The following is a 15,092-nucleotide window of genomic DNA, read 5'->3' as shown; positions in this document are numbered from 1 at the left end:
CCAACACGGTGCATTCCCGGGCGAACGGCGCTGCTTTGTGCACAATCGGTGCCTCGCACACCGCCTCGGCAATCATTTGTCGTGAATTCCGTCACGCCGGGATCGCGCGTTCCGCTGCGCGACGGCACAATGCGGGGCTTCGCGGTCGGCGAAGACCGGATGTGCTGCGTTGTACCGGCCATAGCCTGGAGAGAAACCTATGCTGAATCCCAAGATGCTGGAAGAACTGTCGTCGCGCTTTTCCGAACTGCTTGCCGCCAGCCCGGCCAGGGATCTGGAGAAAAACGCCAAGGCGATGGCAAGCGCCATGTTTTCGCGCCTCGACCTGGTCACGCGCGAAGAATTCGATGTGCAGAAGGATGTGCTGGCGCGCACCCGGGCGCAGCTCGAAGGGCTGGAAGCGCGGGTGTCCGAGCTCGAAAAGCAGATTGCAGCGCGTGCCGGCTGATCGCCCGGCCGCGTGGCGGCCGGATCCTGCAGCGGAATTTTTTGGCTCCGCTGACATCACACCGGTGTCTTTCACAGTCTGGAGCCGTCGATGATGCAGGGAATTTCGCCGCTTGCGCGCCGTGTGCTGGCGTTGGGCGCGGGCCTCGCGCTGCTGTCGTCCGCAGTGCACGCGGCAGGCAGCTATTCGCGAGTCTTGCCGGAGAAAAGCTCGCTGGCCTTCGTGTCCCAGCAGATGGGCGTGTCGGTCGATGGCCGGTTTACCCGATTTTCGGCCACGCTGGACTTCGACCTGGCGAAGCCGGAAGCCGGCAGCGCCACGCTCGACATCGAACTGGCGTCGATCGATGCCGGCGGTCCGGAAGCGAACGATGAGGTCAAGGGCAAGAACTGGTTCGATGTGAAGCAGCATCCGACGGCGCGCTTCGTGTCCAGTTCGGTCAAGCCGCTTGGCAACAACCGTTACGAAGTGCGCGGCCAGATGAGCATCAAGGGCAAGACACGCGAAGTCGCGGCCCCCTTCACGCTCAAGCCTGACGGCAGCGGCGCGCTGCTGGAAGGCAGTTTTCCGATCAAGCGCCTAGAGTTTGGCGTCGGCACGGGCGCCTGGGGCGATACCTCGGTCGTTGCCGACGAGGTGCAGATCCGTTTCAAGCTGGCCGTCGCAGGCAAGTAGGCCGTGCGTTGGTCTTCATTCAACAAGATTCTGGAACCCACATGAAACTCACTCCCGCTCTGTTCGGCCTGTTGATGGGCGCCTCGCTGACTACCGGTGCAATGGCGGCCGACAGCTACACCATCGATTCCCGTCACACCTTCCCGACCTTCGAAATCAACCACCTCGGCTTTTCAACCCAGCGCGGCCGCTTCAACAGTACCAGCGGCAAGATCATGCTGGTGCCGTCGCAGAACAGCGGCAGCATCGAGGTGAAGATCGATACCGCCTCGATCGACATGGGTCTTGAAGCGTGGGACAAGCACATGCGCGGCGAGGACTTCTTCAATTCCGAGCAGTTTCCCGCCATGACCTTCAAATCCACGAAGCTCATGTTCGATGGTGACAAGCTGGTCGGTGCCGAGGGCGACCTGACGCTGCTCGGGGTGACCAAGCCGGTCACGCTGGACGTGAAGGGCTTTGCCTGCGGTACGCACCCGATCAACAAGAAGCCACTGTGCGGCGCTGACATTTCGACCACGATCAAGCGCTCCGACTTCGGCATGACCAAGTACCTGCCGGGCATCAGCGACATCGTCTACATCGAGATTCCGGTCGAGGCCTTCCGCGACTGAGTGCAGCGGAAGGGGAGCGGACGCAATCCGCCCCCTCCGCCCGGGCGCAATGGACACGCTGAAGTACCTGGCCGGCTACCCGGCGCACATCCAGGATCAGGTGTGCGCGCTGATCGAGCAGGGTCGGCTCGCCGAAACACTGAAGGCGCGTTATCCCGACACGCATGCGGTGCGCAGCGACGGCGCACTGTACGATTACGTGATGGCGCTGAAGCAGCGCCATCTTCGCAATGGCGCGCAGATCAACAAGGTCATGTACGACAGCAGCCTCGGTCTGGTCGCCCGGGCGCTCGGCACGCACACCACGGTGTCGCGTGTGCAGGGCGGCAAGCTGAAGGCCAAGCACGAAATACGGGTCGCCACGCTGTTCCGCGACGCGCCACCGGAATTCCTGAAGATGATCGTCGTACACGAACTGGCCCACCTGAAGTCGCGCGAGCACGACAAGGCGTTCTACCAGTTATGTACACATATGGAACCGCAGTACCACCAGTATGAATTCGATCTGCGCCTGCACCTGACGCAGCTTGACCTGTGCGGCGGGCCCGCATGAATCCGAAGGGCAACCGACCTACCGTCTCGCTGGTGCTCGGTTCCGGCGGCGCGCGCGGGCTGGCGCACATCGGCGTCATCCGCGAGCTGGATTCGCGCGGCTATGACATCCGCGCGATTTCGGGCTCGTCGATGGGCGCGCTGGTGGGTGGCATTCACGCGCTGGGCGGACTCGACGCCTACGAAAAGTGGGTGACCGCGCTCGGGCAGTCCGACATGCTCCGCCTGCTCGACCTAACGCTGTCCGGCGGCGGCCTGATCCGTGGCGAGGTATTGATCCAGCGCCTGCGCGAGCTGGTCGGAGAATGCAATATCGAGGATCTGCCGCTCGACTACACTGCGGTCGCCGTCGACATCGAACGCGGTCGCGAGGTGTGGCTGTCGGACGGCTCGCTGTTCGAAGCCATCCGTGCCTCGATGGCCGTGCCATCGGTGTTTACGCCACACGCCTACCGCGGCCGCCTGCTGGTCGACGGCGGCCTGCTGAATCCGGTGCCGGTGGCGCCGACCCTGCGCACACTGACCGATCTGACGGTCATCGTCGATCTGAATGGTGAAGCCGTCGTGCCGCCGCCTCTGCACACCGACGCGGATCCCGGCCTGCTGGCGCGGCTGCGCAGCTACCTGCCCGGTGGCAACGGAAACGGCGCGGTGAAGGTCGCCGAATCAGGGCTGGCCATGTCGGATGTGCTGATGCGTTCGCTGGAAACCATGCAGGCTGCGCTGACGCGTCGCAACCTCGCGGTGTTCTGGCCCGATGTGGTCATCAGCGTGCCGAAGAACACCTGCCGGTTTCATGAATTCCATCTGGCGTCGCCGCTGATCGAGTATGGCCGCCGTCTCGCCGTCGACGCGCTGGACCGGCTGGAGGCGTCGTCCGGCGCGCGCGGCGGGCCGCCGTCGCCCTGATCAGTCGGAGCCGAGCCGCTTCACCTTGACGTCGCGCCCCTTTACTCGCCCGCCGTCCAGCCGGCGCACCACCTCGTCGGCAATTTTCCGTTCCACCGCCACATAGGTCAGGTATTCGGTTACGTCGATCCGGCCCACCTGCTCGCGGGTGAAGCCGGCTTCGCCGGTCAGCGCGCCCAGCACGTCGCCCGGCCGGATCTTTTCCTTGCGCCCGCCCAGTATCTGCAAGGTGGCCATCGGCGGCACCAGCGGCGCATGACCGGCCGGCTCCAGTTCCGCCAGCGGCTGCCATTCGAGCGCCACGCCCTGCGCCTTCTCGATGCGCAGCGCCCGACCCATCTCGTTGCGGCTGACCAGACTGAGTGCCCAGCCCTCGGCGTCACCGCGCCCGGTGCGTCCGATGCGGTGCACGTGCACCTCGGGGTCGGGCGTCACGTCGACGTTGATCACCGCTTCGAGTTTGTCGATGTCGAGTCCGCGCGCTGCCACGTCGGTCGCCACCAGCACCGATGCGCTGCGGTGTGCGAAGCGCACCAGCACCTGGTCGCGCTCGCGCTGTTCCATGTCGCCATACAGCGCCAGCGCCTCGAAACCCTGTGCACTCAGGCGGTCCGCCAGTTCGCGGCAGCGTGCCTTGGTGTTGCAGAAAGCCAGCGTGCTGACCGGCCGGAAGTGGCGCAGCAGTTGCGCCACGGCGTCGAGCCGTTCGGTGTTGTCGATTTCGTAGAAGCGCTGGCGGATCTTGCCGGCCGCATGCTGCGTCGCGACCTGCACCCGTTCGGGCTCGCGCAGGAACTGCGCCGCCAGCTTTTCGATGCCGGGCGGGAAGGTGGCCGAAAACAGCAGGGTCTGGCGCGCGGCCGGGCACTGTTGCGCGATCCATACGATGTCGTCGAAGAAGCCCATGTCGAGCATGCGGTCGGCTTCATCGAGCACCAGCATGTTCAGGCCACGCATATCCAGCGTGCCGCGTTCCAGGTGATCCATGATGCGGCCAGGCGTGCCGACGGCCACATGCGCACCGTGCTCAAGACTGCCGATCTGCGGCCCCATCTTCGCGCCGCCGCACAGCGTCACCACCTTGATGTTGTCGGTGGCGCGCGCCAGTCGGCGAATTTCCTTCGCGACCTGATCGGCCAGCTCGCGCGTCGGGCACAGCACCAGCGCCTGCGGCGAAAACCAGCGCGGGTTGAGCTTGGCCAGCAAGGGCAACGCGAACGCCGCCGTCTTGCCGCTGCCGGTTTTCGCCTGCGCGATCAGGTCGCGCCCTGCCAGCGCCAGCGGCAGCGTCGCTGCCTGTACCGGCGTCATCGCGAGATAGCCGAGCGTGGTCAGGTTGGCAAGCGTTTCGGGCGCCAGCGGCAAGGTGTCGAAAGCGGTCTCGGTCACCGCCTGCGGCGCAAGGTCGGGCGAGCTGGGTTCGGAAGAGATTGATTCAGTCATGCGCGATTATAAGGGCCCGCGCCAGACTGGCACGTGCGTCGCCCTTGCGCCGTGGCGCGCCGCTCCACCAGAATGCGCCGACAGCATCCGACAGGTAGCGACCCGATGAAACGCATCGTCATCCTCGGCACCGGTGGAACCATCGCCGGCCAGGCGCGCAGCGCCGCCGACAACACCGGCTATGTCGCCGGCACGATCGCCGTTGCGGATCTGATCGCTGCCGTGCCCCCGCTGGCGGCGTTTGCGATCGATGCCGAGCAGGTTGCGCAGACCGACAGCAAGGATATGACTTTCGCCATCTGGCGTTCACTGGCGCAGCGGGTTGCGCATCACCTTGCACGCAAGGATGTCGCAGGCATCGTCATCACCCACGGCACCGATACACTGGAAGAAACCGCCTACTTCCTGCATCGCGTGCTGGCGCCGGCCAGACCCGTCGTGCTGACCGGCGCGATGCGCCCGGCGGGTGCGCTGGCCGCCGACGGACCGCAGAACCTGCTCGACGCCGTGCGCCTGGCCGCGTCGCCCGAAGCGAGCGGCGTACTGGTCTGCATGGCGGGCACCGTTCATGCCGGCTGCGAGGTGCGCAAGGCGCATCCGTATCGTGTCGACGCCTTCGATTCCGGTGATGCCGGTCCGCTCGCCTACCTCGAAGAGGGCGTGCTGCGCCGTCTGCGCGACTGGCCGCGCGGCGACGCACTGGGTCTTGCGCATGTTCTGCGCGAGGACTGGCCGCGCGTCGACATCGTGCTGAACCATGCCGGCGCCGACGGCGCGCTGGTCGATGCGCTGTGCGCGCTGGGTGTGCGCGGCATCGTCGCGGCGGGCACCGGCAATGGCACCCTCGGCGTGCCACTCGAGGCGGCGCTGCTGCGTGCGCAGGCAGGCGGCGTCGCCGTGCTGCGCGCCAGCCGGACTGCGCGTGGCAGTGTCATCGACACCCCCGGCGCTGTGTTGCCGGGCGCCGGTGCGCTCACGCCGGTGCAGGCGCGCGTCGAGTTGATGTTGCGGTTGATGTAACGCGCCGCGGCGGGGCTGCCGCAATGGACGTACGTTCGCCTGTCACGACGCATCGTGAATTTCACGCAGCCCATGTAAGTGAAACGGCACGATGCGCTTACACTTCGACATCGTGCACATACACAATAAAGTCGCCCAAGCGACTGCTGATCGAACAACGCCCTGATGCGACGCCGCGCATTCATCACGCTGCTGACGGTCGCTGCCCTGTTTGCCGGGCTGCTGCCGCTTGCTGCAGCGCTCTATTTTTCCTGGACCTACACGCTCAGGGTCGAAACGCTGCACCTTGACGCGCTGGCGCAGCAGGCCCTGCTGCGCGCCGAGCAGGTGTTCGACGAGGCGCAGTCCGAGCTGCATGGCCTCGACACGGTTCCGGACACGCCGTGCTCGCCGGCCCACATCGAGCGCATGCGCCAGATCGCCTACTGCACGCCCTTCGTGCGCGAAATCGCCTACATCCGCGATGGCCGCATACAGTGCAGCAGCATGGGTTCTGGCGAAGAAAACGGCGTCCGTTCGCTGCCCGCTGCAGACTGGACCGATGGCAAGGGACGCCAGATATGGTTCCGGCTGACGCACCCGCTCGACGACGCACGACCGTCCGTCGCCATCGGTCGCGGTCCGCACCTGGCGCTGATCCACGCCAGCCATTTTCAGATACGCAGCATCGCCGACACCCGGCTGGTCGTGCTGAGCATCACCGACTGGCTGCCGCTCGCCGTGGTCGACGAGCCGCTCGTGTCGAGCATGATCGATACCGCGATGACGGGCCGTGAGCATATCCAGGGCGATCGCCTGTATGCCGTCGCGCAGTCCGGCCAGCTGCCCATCGTCGCGGTGGCGGCCCAATCGCGCGCCCAGCTGCTCGCGGCATGGACCGAGCCGCTGGTGATGACCACACTGTTCGGTGTCCTCGTCAGTACGCTGATGGTGTGGGCGGTGCGCCGTTTCACGCGCCAGTTCTTCTCGCCGGCCACGGCGCTGCTGGCGGCCATCCGGCGCGGCGAATTGCGGGTGGCCTACCATCCGCAGATACGCCTGTCCGATGGCCGCTGCGTCGGCGCCGAACTGCTGGTGCGCTGGCCCGACCAGAACGAGCCGGTCATGAGCACCGACGATCTGGTGCATCTTGCAGAGCACTCCGGCTTCGAACATGAAATCACCTCGCGCGTGCTGCGTACCGCGATTGCCGAGATCGGCGACCTGCTGCAGCGCCGGCCCGAACTGACGGTGTCGCTGAACGTGGCGTCGCACGATCTGGAAAGCGGCGGCCTGAGCGAACTGTTGTCCGACGTGCTCGACGGCAACGGCATCCGGCGCAGCCAGATCGAACTCGAACTGACCGAACGCAACCTGATCCAGGCCGGATCAGCCGGTCTCGTGCTCGCGCAGCTGCGCGAAGCCGGCCACAAGGTGCTGCTCGACGATTTCGGGACCGGCTACTCCAGCCTGTCCTACCTGCATGACCTGCCGGTTGACGCGCTCAAGATCGACCGCGCCTTCGTCGGCACCATCGGCGCCGATTCGCCGCACGCACCGCTGGTGCCGCACATCGCCGAGATTGCCCGCTCACGCAAGTTGCAGATGGTGGCGGAGGGGGTCGAGACGGAACAGCAGGCGACCTATCTGCGCGAGCAGGGCGTGCAGATTGCGCAAGGCTTCCTGTACGCGCGGCCGATGGATGCCGCCGAATTCCGTCAGTTCCTCGCCACGCGTGCCTGAACGTACGGCGCGGCGCGCAGTCCATCCGCCGTGCTTTCCCTGATTGCCCTCGACAAGACCCTGCCCGGCACGCCGCCGCGTGTGCTGCTGCACGCGCTCGATCTCGATATCGCTGCCGGCGAATACGTGGCGGTGATCGGCGAATCCGGCTCCGGCAAATCCACGCTGCTCAACGTCGTGGCGGCACTCGATCGCCCGGATGCGGGTTCTGTGCGTTTCGACGGCGTCGAGGTGTCGGCGCTGGACGATGACGCCGCCACCGTGTGGCGGCGCACCCGGGTCGGCTTCGTGTTCCAGGCCTTTCACGTTCTGCCCTGGCTCAGTCTGCGCGACAACGTGGCGCTGCCGCTGGCGCTGGCGGGTGTGTCGCTGCGCGAGCGCCGCGAGCGGGCGCTCGCGCAACTGGCCACGGTCGGGCTTGCGATACGCGCCGACGACAGCCCGACGCAGTTGTCCGGCGGCGAGCTACAGCGTGTGGCGATCGCGCGCGCGCTGGTGCACCAGCCGCGCCTGCTGCTGGCAGATGAGCCGACCGGCAATCTGGATGCCGACAACGCCGAGCGGATCGCAGCGTTGCTGCGCGATGCCGTGAAGTCGGGCGCTGCCTGCGGCCTGCTGGTCACCCATTCGGCCGCCGTCGCGTCCACCGCTGACCGCGTGCTCAGGCTGGGCCGCGACGGCCGCCTGCATCCGGCCGACACGCACGTCGATGCTTGAGCTGCTGTGCCGCTCGGCCTGGCGCGGCGCGAGCCGGCTTGCGCTGCTGGCCATCGCGCTCGGGGTGGCGCTTGGCGTCGCGGTATCCGCCATTCACCGGGCAGCACTCGACGAGTTCGAATCCGGCCTGCGTGCGGTATCGGGCTCGGCCGATCTGGAAGTGGTGGCGGCGCGCGGCATGGAGGAATCGGTCTATCCCTTGCTCGCCCGCCTGCCCGACGTGGCGCACGCCAGCCCGCTGGTCGAGCGCGAGCTCGACGTTGCGGTCGGCGCGCGCACGCTGAAGCTGCGCGTCATCGGCATCGATGCCTTTCGCGCGGTGGCGGTGCAGCCGACCTTGCTGCCGCCGGCCGGCGACATCGGACGGCTGATGGAGCCGGGCGCGATCTTTCTGAGTCATGCCGCCGGACAGACGCTCGGCGTGCAGCCGGGACAGACGCTGGCACTCGGGCGTGACGGCACGTCGTTCACCATCGCCGGCTGGCTGCCGTCGGCCGGCAGCGGCGCCGTGCTCGCGGTGATGGATATCGGCGAGGCGCAGTCGCGGCTGACTACCATCGGCCAGATCAGCCGCGTCGCGCTGCGCCTGCGCGAAGGCGTGAATCGCGCCGACGCGACCGCGCGCATCGCGGCCGTGCTGCCCCCGGGCGCGCACTGGCAGACGCCCGCGCAGGCACTGGAACGGGCAGACCGGCTGTCGCGTGCCTATCGCGTCAATCTGGGTCTGCTGGCGCTGATCGCGCTCGCGGTCGGCAGCTTTCTGGTGGCCGCGACGCAGGCGGCAGCGATTGCGCGGCGCACGGCCGAAGTCGCCTTCCTGCGGGCCGCCGGGCTCACCCGCGCGCAGCTGTTCCGGATGCTGATCGGCGAGGGAGCGCTGCTGGGCGCATGCGGCGCGCTGCTGGGCATCGCGCTCGGTCACGCACTGGCGGCGCTCGCGCTGACGCTGATCGGTGCCGATCTGGGCGCCGGTCTGGTGTCCGGCGTGGCGCCGGCACTGTCGTTCGACATCGCGGCCAGCGCGGGCTTCGGCCTGCTCGGCGTCGCCAGCGCGGCCGCCGGCGCCGCCTGGCCGGCGCGCGATGCGCTGATGATTGCGCCGGCACAGGCGCTGCGGGCCGGACACTTCGGTCCGCCGCTGCGCACGCTGGGAAATGATCGTCGCACCGTGGCGGTACTGGCCGCGCTGCTGCTGGGTGTCTTTGCTGCACTGCTGCCGCCGCTGGTCGGCCTGCCGCTCGGGGGCTATGCGGCAATCGCCTGCGTGCTGGTCGCCGCCGTGCTCGCGGTGCCACCACTGGCGCGGACGCTGGCGCGCAGCTTGCCGATGTTTGCAGCCGTACCGCTGGATCTGGCCCGGGCGCGACTGATGGCCGAGCCCGGATTTGCATCGCGCAGTGCGGCCGGTGTGCTCGCCGCCACGGCGCTGATCGTCGCGATGGCCGTGATGGTGTCGTCCTTCCGCAGCTCGGTCGATCGTTGGCTGACCGATGTGCTGCCGGCCGAGCTGTACCTGCGCGGAGATCGCGATCGATCGTGGCCGGACGACATCGAAGCGCGACTGGCGGCAGTGCCGGGTGTCGAGCGGCTGGAAGCCATTCGCCATCAGAGCATGCTGCTGAGTGCCGACCTGCCGGCCGTGGCGCTGATTGCCCGCCCACTGCCGGATGACGCCGGTCGCGTACTGCCGCGCGTCGGTGCATCGGTGGCGCCGGGCACGCTGCCGCAGGTGTGGGCGTCCGAGGCGATGGCGGATCTTTATGGCTGGCAGCCCGGACGCGAAGTCGAACTGCCGATCGCCGGGCAGGCACTGCGCGTGCAGGTGGCCGGTCTGTGGCGCGACTACGCGCGCCAGCACGGTGCGGTGGTGATCGATCTGGCGCTCTACCGGGCGTTGACCGGCGACACGGCGTCCGACGATTTCGGGCTGTGGCTCGATGCGGGGTCCGGGGAAGAGGACGTCTCGCGCGCGCTGCGCGATGCCAGCGGCAAGGGCGAGGCGCTGGAACTGACGTCGAGCGACGAGGTGCGCCGCCTGTCGCTCGGCGTGTTCGACCGCACCTTCGCCGCGACCTACGCGCTGGAAGCGGCGTCGGCGCTGATCGGCCTGGCCGGGATCGCCGCGGCGTTTGCCGCATCGGCCAGTGCGCGGGCGCGCGAATTCGGGCTGTTGCGCCACCTCGGCTGCACGCGCAGGCAGATCGCCGTCCAGCTGGCCGCTGAAGGTCTGCTGTCTGCGCTGCCCGGCCTGCTGCTGGGCCTGGTCGCCGGATTTGCGATGAGTGCGCTGCTGATCGAAGTGGTGAACCGCCAGTCCTTCCACTGGAGCATGGACTGGGTGGTGCCCTGGGGCTGGCTTGCCGGCATCGTGCTCGCCATGCTGGCGGCGTCGACGTTCGCAGCGATACTGGGCGCGCGCGGTGCGCTCGGTGTGGCGGCGGTGCGGGCGGTGAAGCTGGACGATTGAGCAGATGATCGGGCAGGACGTCGCGGGTCGCGACGATTGTCCGCCGGGCCAAGCCCCTTACAATGCGTTCATGGCGCGCAAACTATTTGATTTTGGCAAGGCCGATACAGTCAATGACTGGTCGCCGATCGATGATGGCGTGATGGGCGGCATGTCGCGCAGCAGGCTGCGCCCCGACCCTGCCGGACACGCGGTGTTCGAAGGCATCGTGTCGCTGGAACGCAACGGCGGCTTCGCGTCGGTGCGCGCGCAGCCAGGCAATATCTCCGAACCGGGCGCGACCCACTATGCACTCGTGGTGTTCGGAGACGGCAAGCGCTACAAGCTCAGCCTGCGCTGCGACGACGATTTCGACGGCTTGAGTCACCAGATCAGCTTCGAACCGCCGGCCGGTCAGTGGGCCACCGTGCATCTGCCGGTGGCGGCGTTTCGCGCCACCTTCCGCGGCCGCAACGTGTTGGGTGCACCACCGCTCGATCCTTCACGCGCACGGCAGATCGGCCTGATGATCGCAGACCGTCAGGCGGGCACTTTCTCGCTCGGCATCCGCGCGATCCGGGTCGAGTGAACGTCCCGCTCAGTGCGGCTTGATCAGCGGCTGCATCAGTTCGGACGCATTTTTCTTCGCCTGCTTGGCGGCCTTCTTTTCTTTCGGTGTCGACGCCGGCTGTTTCTTCGTCGCCTTCACGCTGTTTCGTTCCTTGCTCATGGTGTGACCTTTCGAGTGCCGCCGGCGCAGTGGGCGCACGGCTCAGCCCGATCACTATAAGCCGATGCGACCTCGCGGCGGGGAATGACGGATGCGGCTCAGTCGCCGCCGAGCTGCGAATGGTAGAGGTTGGCGTACATGCCGCCGGCCGCCAGCAGCTCTGCGTGTCGGCCGATCTCGGCGATGCGGCCGCGGTCCATCACGACGATGCGGTCGGCTCGCTCGATCGTGGACAACCGGTGCGCGATGACCAGCGTGGTGCGATTCTTCATCAGCACTTCGAGCGCCGCCTGCACCTGTCGCTCCGATTCGGTGTCGAGCGCCGACGTCGCTTCGTCGAGGATGAGTACCGGAGCATCCTTCAGCAGCGCGCGCGCGATCGCCAGCCGCTGGCGCTGACCGCCGGACAGCTTGACGCCATTCTCGCCGATCAGCGTGTCGAAGCCTTCCGGCATGGCCTGGATGAAGTCGAGCGCGTAGGCCGCGCGCGCGGCGGCTTCGATGTCGCCGCGATCGGTGTCGCGCAGCGCACCGTAGGCGATGTTCGCTGCCACGGTGTCGTTGAACAGCACCACGTCCTGGCTCACGAGCGCCATGTTCGCGCGCAGGCTGGACAGCCGGATGTTCTGGATGTCGTGACCGTCGAGCAGGATGCGCCCGCTGCCCGGCGTGTAGAAGCGCGCCAGCAGATGGGCCAGCGTGGTCTTGCCGGAGCCGGATGCGCCGACCAGCGCGACCGTCTCGCCCGGTGCGATGGCCAGATCGATGTGCTGCAGCACGCGTTCGTCGCGCCCCGGATAGCCGAAGCCGAGCTGGTCGAAGTCGATGCGGCCGCGCGCGCGTTCGATCTCGACCGTCCCGGTGTCACGCTCGGCCTGTTCGTCGATCAGCTGGAACACGCTTTCCGCCGCAGCCAGCCCGCGCTGCAGCGGCGCATTGACGTCGGTCAGGCGCTTCAACGGCGCCAGCAGCATCAGCATGGCGGTGACGAAGCCCATGAAGCTGCCGACCGTCGTGCGATTGCTCGCCGAGTCGTGTAGCGCCACGGCGATGACGATGCCCAGCGCCATCGCGGTCAGCACCTGGGTCATCGGCGACACCAGCGATGCGGCGACGATGTTGCGCATGTTCTGCCGCCGCTGCTTGCGACAGGCGGCATCGAAACGGCCCATCTCATAGTCCTGGCCGCCGAATATCTTGACCACCTTGTGCGCTTCGATTGTTTCTTCCAGCGTGTGCGCGATGCTGCCCATGGCGGTCTGCGCACCGCGCGCCGATTCGCGGATGCGGCGCGAACTGAGGCGCACCACGATGGCGATCAACGGCAGCATGCCCAGCACGATTAGCGTGAGCTTCCAGTCCAGCCACAGCAGCCAGGCCAGCAGCCCGGCCACGGTCAGCGTGTCGCGCACGAACACGGTGATGACATTGGTCGCCGCCTGCGTCACGCCCTGCACGTCGTAGGCGACCTTGGAAATCAGCGCGCCGGAGTTGTGGTTGTCGAAGAAATCGGTCGGCAGCGCGAGCAGGCGTCCGAACATGGCGCGACGCAGATCGAGCACGACGTTGTTGGCGGCCCAGGCGAAAGCGTAGTCGGCGATGAAGCCGAAAATGCCGCGCGCGGCGAACAGCGCGACGATGAGCACCGGATAGAACCATACGGCATCCGGATCACCGCCGCCGAAGCCGCCGTCGAGCAGCGATTTCATGATGGCCGGAAACACCGGTTCGGCGGCCGCCGTGAGCGCCATGCAGAGCAGTGCGACGGCAAAGGCCACCCAGTATGGGCGCACATAACCGAGCAGGCGCACGTAGATCGCGCGGCTGGAAACCTGGACTGAAGTCATGGCGGGTCAGGTGCGGAGAAGCGCGGATTATAGGTGCAGCGCGCTCAGCGGTTGAATGCGCGCAGTTTGGCGCCGAGCGGACCGATCGTCAGATGCGTCAGGTGGCCGAAGTCGAATTCCAGATTCAGCCAGCGCTCGGGTGGCAGCCCGAGCAGCGTGCCGGTCAGCGCGCGCATCGGCCCGTTGTGGCCGACCAGCACGAGCGCATCGGTGCCGTGCCGGTGCGTCTCGAACGCGGTCCAGACGCGTGCCGCCATGTCGGCGTACAGCTCGCCGGCCGGCGCCCGGAAGTCGATCAGCGCATTGCCCCAGGTGTCGAAGCCATGCGACGGAATGTCGCTGAACGGCTTCATTTCCCACTCTCCGAAGTCGAGTTCGCGCAACCGCTCGTCCGTCTCGACCGCCGGATCGAGGGCGTGTGCCAGCAATCGCGCGCGCTGCAGCGGGCTGCTGACGGTGCGCGCATCGGCCGGCAGAAGCGGGCGCAGACGGTCGGCACAGGCCACCGGATCTTCGGCGACGTCGAGGTCCGTCACGCCGTAACAGAGTCCCGGCGCCACGGCGGGCTTCGGATGGCGCACCAGATAGAGGTGGAGCGGATCACTCAAACGGAACATTCCGCTCATGGTGTGCCGCCTGTGACATCACGCGAACAGGCCGGCGCACCAGCCCGAGTCGCAGCCCTGACACACTGTGCTGAGCTTGCGACCCACTGTGCTGCGCCGCAAAAATAAACTACGAGTTTCGTCACAATCCATTACTGGTGCGGGGTTGAAAGAGTTGTTGCAGTGCACTACATTCAATCCAACAACTGCTTTTTAACTTGCTGGGAGCTTCATCATGAAAACCACTGCACTGCGTATCTTGCTTGCTGCGAGCCTTTCACTTTCGGCTTTTGCGGTGTCTGCCGATGCCGCCGAATCGTCGAAGGCGGTCGGACACCCCGAAGACTACAAGGTGTTCATCGATGCCAAGACCGGTTACGCCTTCGTGCGTACGCCGTCACGCTGGGTGTTCACCCGCAAGGTGGGTGGCGGCCAGGTTGCCGAAACGTCCGCCGAAAAGCGTATCGATACGGCCGAACTGGCGCGTTGATCGCACGACCCGGCGGGTTTGCCTCCGCCGCTCACCTGAAAAAGCCACTCCCGCGAGTGGCTTTTTCTTTTGTGCCGCCGCCCGGCCGGTACTTGTCTTGACCGCCCGATGGGCGCCCCCCTATAGTTCGCCGATGGATCACGATATCAATCAATTGGGCGACCGTCTCGACATCCTGCTCGGTCGATTCGGGGCGCTGCACGATGAAAACATCGTGCTGCGCAACCGCGTGGCGGCGCTGGAAGGCGAGAACAGGGTGCTCGGCGACAAGGTCGAAGCGGCGCGCGAGAAGGTGAGCAGTCTGCTCGAAAGGTTGCCACAGGAATGAGCCGCGAACCCGCGCAGGCGGAAACCACTGAAATCACGATCCTCGGACGCGAGTACCGGGTGCAATGCCGGGAAGGTGATCGCGACGCACTGAATGCCTCGGTCGAACTGGTCGAGCGCCGCATGCGTGATCTGGCGGAAACGACGCGCGCATCGGGAGAACGGCTTGCGGTGATGTGCGCGCTCAATCTTGCACACGAAATTTTTCAGATGCAGGCGACCGGCGGTGTTGATTTGGTGCCGCTGCGGCGTAGAATCAATTCCATGCAATCGCGTATCGAAGAGGTGCTTTCCAGTCAGGAAAAGCTGTTCTAGATGCCGTTTGCGTCAGGGTTGAACGCCCTGAGCACCAATCCCCTGCGGTGTTCGCCAAGGTCATAGATTCCTTGAACCAATGTTGATTGGCATGAGGTTGCGAACCTAGGACGCCGCTGTTGTGCCGGCCCTTCACGGGCTGGCCTGATGCGGCAGGAACGCAGCCGCTCTGAACCCTCGGTTCAGGATGCCGGCCTAGCGACATGCGCGGGGGTCCCCCTACCGACAGCCC

General features: G+C 66.7%; 17 protein-coding genes and 1 other RNA gene. 14 read left to right on the top strand and 4 right to left on the bottom strand.

From position 1 onward, the window contains the following. The first annotated feature begins 199 nt into the window (after nt 1-199). The 5 genes from BSY238_RS08325 to BSY238_RS08305 all read left to right on the top strand — a co-directional run bounded on the left by BSY238_RS08325 (nt 200) and on the right by BSY238_RS08305 (nt 3,198). Complete coding sequence (locus tag BSY238_RS08325) at nt 200-448, top strand: accessory factor UbiK family protein (RefSeq protein WP_069038720.1); 249 nt, start codon at nt 200-202, stop codon at nt 446-448. A 90-nt stretch (nt 449-538) separates the two neighbouring features. Continuing rightward, nucleotides 539-1,123, top strand: coding sequence for a YceI family protein (locus tag BSY238_RS08320; RefSeq protein WP_442922959.1), 585 nt, complete (start codon nt 539-541; stop codon nt 1,121-1,123). A 41-nt stretch (nt 1,124-1,164) separates the two neighbouring features. After that, on the top strand, nt 1,165-1,737 hold the full coding sequence (locus BSY238_RS08315) for a YceI family protein (protein WP_069038719.1): 573 nt from the start codon (nt 1,165-1,167) through the stop codon (nt 1,735-1,737). Between the two features lie 49 nt (nt 1,738-1,786). Further along, nucleotides 1,787-2,290 (top strand): M48 family metallopeptidase, encoded by a 504-nt coding sequence (locus tag BSY238_RS08310; RefSeq protein WP_069038718.1) that lies wholly within the window; start codon nt 1,787-1,789, stop codon nt 2,288-2,290. Further along, nucleotides 2,287-3,198, top strand: coding sequence for a patatin-like phospholipase family protein (locus BSY238_RS08305; protein WP_069040557.1), 912 nt, complete (start codon nt 2,287-2,289; stop codon nt 3,196-3,198). Before BSY238_RS08310 ends, BSY238_RS08305 begins: the two co-directional genes overlap by 4 nt. Here the strand turns inward: BSY238_RS08305 and dbpA are convergent, their stop codons facing one another. Continuing rightward, on the bottom strand, nt 3,199-4,641 hold the full coding sequence (gene dbpA / locus BSY238_RS08300) for an ATP-dependent RNA helicase DbpA (RefSeq protein WP_069038717.1): 1,443 nt from the start codon (nt 4,639-4,641) through the stop codon (nt 3,199-3,201). It lies immediately after the preceding gene. 105 nt (nt 4,642-4,746) lie between these two features. Between dbpA and BSY238_RS08295 the strand changes: the two genes are divergently transcribed. The 5 genes from BSY238_RS08295 to BSY238_RS08275 all read left to right on the top strand — a co-directional run bounded on the left by BSY238_RS08295 (nt 4,747) and on the right by BSY238_RS08275 (nt 11,135). Then, nucleotides 4,747-5,661 (top strand): asparaginase, encoded by a 915-nt coding sequence (locus tag BSY238_RS08295; RefSeq protein WP_069038716.1) that lies wholly within the window; start codon nt 4,747-4,749, stop codon nt 5,659-5,661. A gap of 165 nt (nt 5,662-5,826) precedes the next feature. After that, entirely contained in the window at nt 5,827-7,383 is a 1,557-nt protein-coding gene (locus BSY238_RS08290; RefSeq protein WP_069038715.1) for an EAL domain-containing protein, read from the top strand. Nucleotides 7,384-7,413: 30 nt separating this feature from the next. Continuing rightward, on the top strand, nt 7,414-8,100 hold the full coding sequence (locus tag BSY238_RS08285) for an ABC transporter ATP-binding protein (protein WP_069038714.1): 687 nt from the start codon (nt 7,414-7,416) through the stop codon (nt 8,098-8,100). Further along, a complete protein-coding gene (locus BSY238_RS08280) occupies nt 8,093-10,567 on the top strand; it encodes an FtsX-like permease family protein (RefSeq protein ID WP_069038713.1) in 2,475 nt (824 codons plus the stop codon). Before BSY238_RS08285 ends, BSY238_RS08280 begins: the two co-directional genes overlap by 8 nt. Nucleotides 10,568-10,637: 70 nt before the next feature. After that, nucleotides 10,638-11,135, top strand: coding sequence for a CIA30 family protein (locus tag BSY238_RS08275; protein ID WP_069040556.1), 498 nt, complete (start codon nt 10,638-10,640; stop codon nt 11,133-11,135). Between the two features lie 9 nt (nt 11,136-11,144). Here the strand turns inward: BSY238_RS08275 and BSY238_RS18925 are convergent, their stop codons facing one another. The 3 genes from BSY238_RS18925 to BSY238_RS08265 form a co-directional block, all read right to left on the bottom strand. Next, a complete protein-coding gene (locus BSY238_RS18925) occupies nt 11,145-11,276 on the bottom strand; it encodes a hypothetical protein (protein ID WP_257078996.1) in 132 nt (43 codons plus the stop codon). Between the two features lie 98 nt (nt 11,277-11,374). Continuing rightward, a complete protein-coding gene (gene msbA, locus BSY238_RS08270) occupies nt 11,375-13,123 on the bottom strand; it encodes a lipid A export permease/ATP-binding protein MsbA (protein WP_069038712.1) in 1,749 nt (582 codons plus the stop codon). A gap of 44 nt (nt 13,124-13,167) precedes the next feature. Then, complete coding sequence (locus tag BSY238_RS08265) at nt 13,168-13,740, bottom strand: histidine phosphatase family protein (protein ID WP_223300344.1); 573 nt, start codon at nt 13,738-13,740, stop codon at nt 13,168-13,170. Nucleotides 13,741-13,963: 223 nt separating this feature from the next. Between BSY238_RS08265 and BSY238_RS08260 the strand changes: the two genes are divergently transcribed. The 4 genes from BSY238_RS08260 (at nt 13,964) to ssrS (ending at nt 15,078) form a co-directional block, all read left to right on the top strand. Continuing rightward, nucleotides 13,964-14,218 carry a hypothetical protein gene (locus tag BSY238_RS08260; protein ID WP_069038710.1) on the top strand — a complete coding sequence of 85 codons (255 nt, stop codon included), beginning with the start codon at nt 13,964-13,966 and terminating at the stop codon, nt 14,216-14,218. Nucleotides 14,219-14,351: 133 nt separating this feature from the next. Then, nucleotides 14,352-14,546 carry a hypothetical protein gene (locus tag BSY238_RS08255; protein WP_069038709.1) on the top strand — a complete coding sequence of 65 codons (195 nt, stop codon included), beginning with the start codon at nt 14,352-14,354 and terminating at the stop codon, nt 14,544-14,546. Continuing rightward, the gene (locus BSY238_RS08250; protein ID WP_069038708.1) at nt 14,543-14,860 is read left to right on the top strand and encodes a cell division protein ZapA; all 318 of its coding nucleotides are present in this window, start codon (nt 14,543-14,545) and stop codon (nt 14,858-14,860) included. The genes BSY238_RS08255 and BSY238_RS08250 overlap by 4 nt, the downstream gene beginning before the upstream one ends. 36 nt (nt 14,861-14,896) lie before the next feature. Then, a non-coding RNA gene (ssrS, locus tag BSY238_RS08245) (6S RNA) lies at nt 14,897-15,078 on the top strand. Nucleotides 15,079-15,092: the final 14 nt, after the last annotated feature.

Origin of the sequence: Methyloversatilis sp. RAC08 (assembly GCF_001713355.1) — a bacterium.
Classification (GTDB): Bacteria; Pseudomonadota; Gammaproteobacteria; order Burkholderiales; family Rhodocyclaceae; genus Methyloversatilis.
Note: the sequence above shows the minus strand (reverse complement) of the source record. Positions and strands in the feature narration are given on the sequence as shown.

Coding starts and splice junctions, on each gene's coding strand:
- BSY238_RS08325 (WP_069038720.1), top strand. CDS start 200: ATGCTGAATCCCAAGATGCTGGAAGAACTGTCGTCGCGCTTTTCCGAA.
- BSY238_RS08320 (WP_442922959.1), top strand. CDS start 539: ATGATGCAGGGAATTTCGCCGCTTGCGCGCCGTGTGCTGGCGTTGGGC.
- BSY238_RS08315 (WP_069038719.1), top strand. CDS start 1,165: ATGAAACTCACTCCCGCTCTGTTCGGCCTGTTGATGGGCGCCTCGCTG.
- BSY238_RS08310 (WP_069038718.1), top strand. CDS start 1,787: ATGGACACGCTGAAGTACCTGGCCGGCTACCCGGCGCACATCCAGGAT.
- BSY238_RS08305 (WP_069040557.1), top strand. CDS start 2,287: ATGAATCCGAAGGGCAACCGACCTACCGTCTCGCTGGTGCTCGGTTCC.
- dbpA (WP_069038717.1), bottom strand. CDS start 4,641: ATGACTGAATCAATCTCTTCCGAACCCAGCTCGCCCGACCTTGCGCCG.
- BSY238_RS08295 (WP_069038716.1), top strand. CDS start 4,747: ATGAAACGCATCGTCATCCTCGGCACCGGTGGAACCATCGCCGGCCAG.
- BSY238_RS08290 (WP_069038715.1), top strand. CDS start 5,827: ATGCGACGCCGCGCATTCATCACGCTGCTGACGGTCGCTGCCCTGTTT.
- BSY238_RS08280 (WP_069038713.1), top strand. CDS start 8,093: ATGCTTGAGCTGCTGTGCCGCTCGGCCTGGCGCGGCGCGAGCCGGCTT.
- BSY238_RS08275 (WP_069040556.1), top strand. CDS start 10,638: ATGGCGCGCAAACTATTTGATTTTGGCAAGGCCGATACAGTCAATGAC.
- BSY238_RS18925 (WP_257078996.1), bottom strand. CDS start 11,276: ATGAGCAAGGAACGAAACAGCGTGAAGGCGACGAAGAAACAGCCGGCG.
- msbA (WP_069038712.1), bottom strand. CDS start 13,123: ATGACTTCAGTCCAGGTTTCCAGCCGCGCGATCTACGTGCGCCTGCTC.
- BSY238_RS08265 (WP_223300344.1), bottom strand. CDS start 13,740: ATGTTCCGTTTGAGTGATCCGCTCCACCTCTATCTGGTGCGCCATCCG.
- BSY238_RS08260 (WP_069038710.1), top strand. CDS start 13,964: ATGAAAACCACTGCACTGCGTATCTTGCTTGCTGCGAGCCTTTCACTT.
- BSY238_RS08255 (WP_069038709.1), top strand. CDS start 14,352: ATGGATCACGATATCAATCAATTGGGCGACCGTCTCGACATCCTGCTC.
- BSY238_RS08250 (WP_069038708.1), top strand. CDS start 14,543: ATGAGCCGCGAACCCGCGCAGGCGGAAACCACTGAAATCACGATCCTC.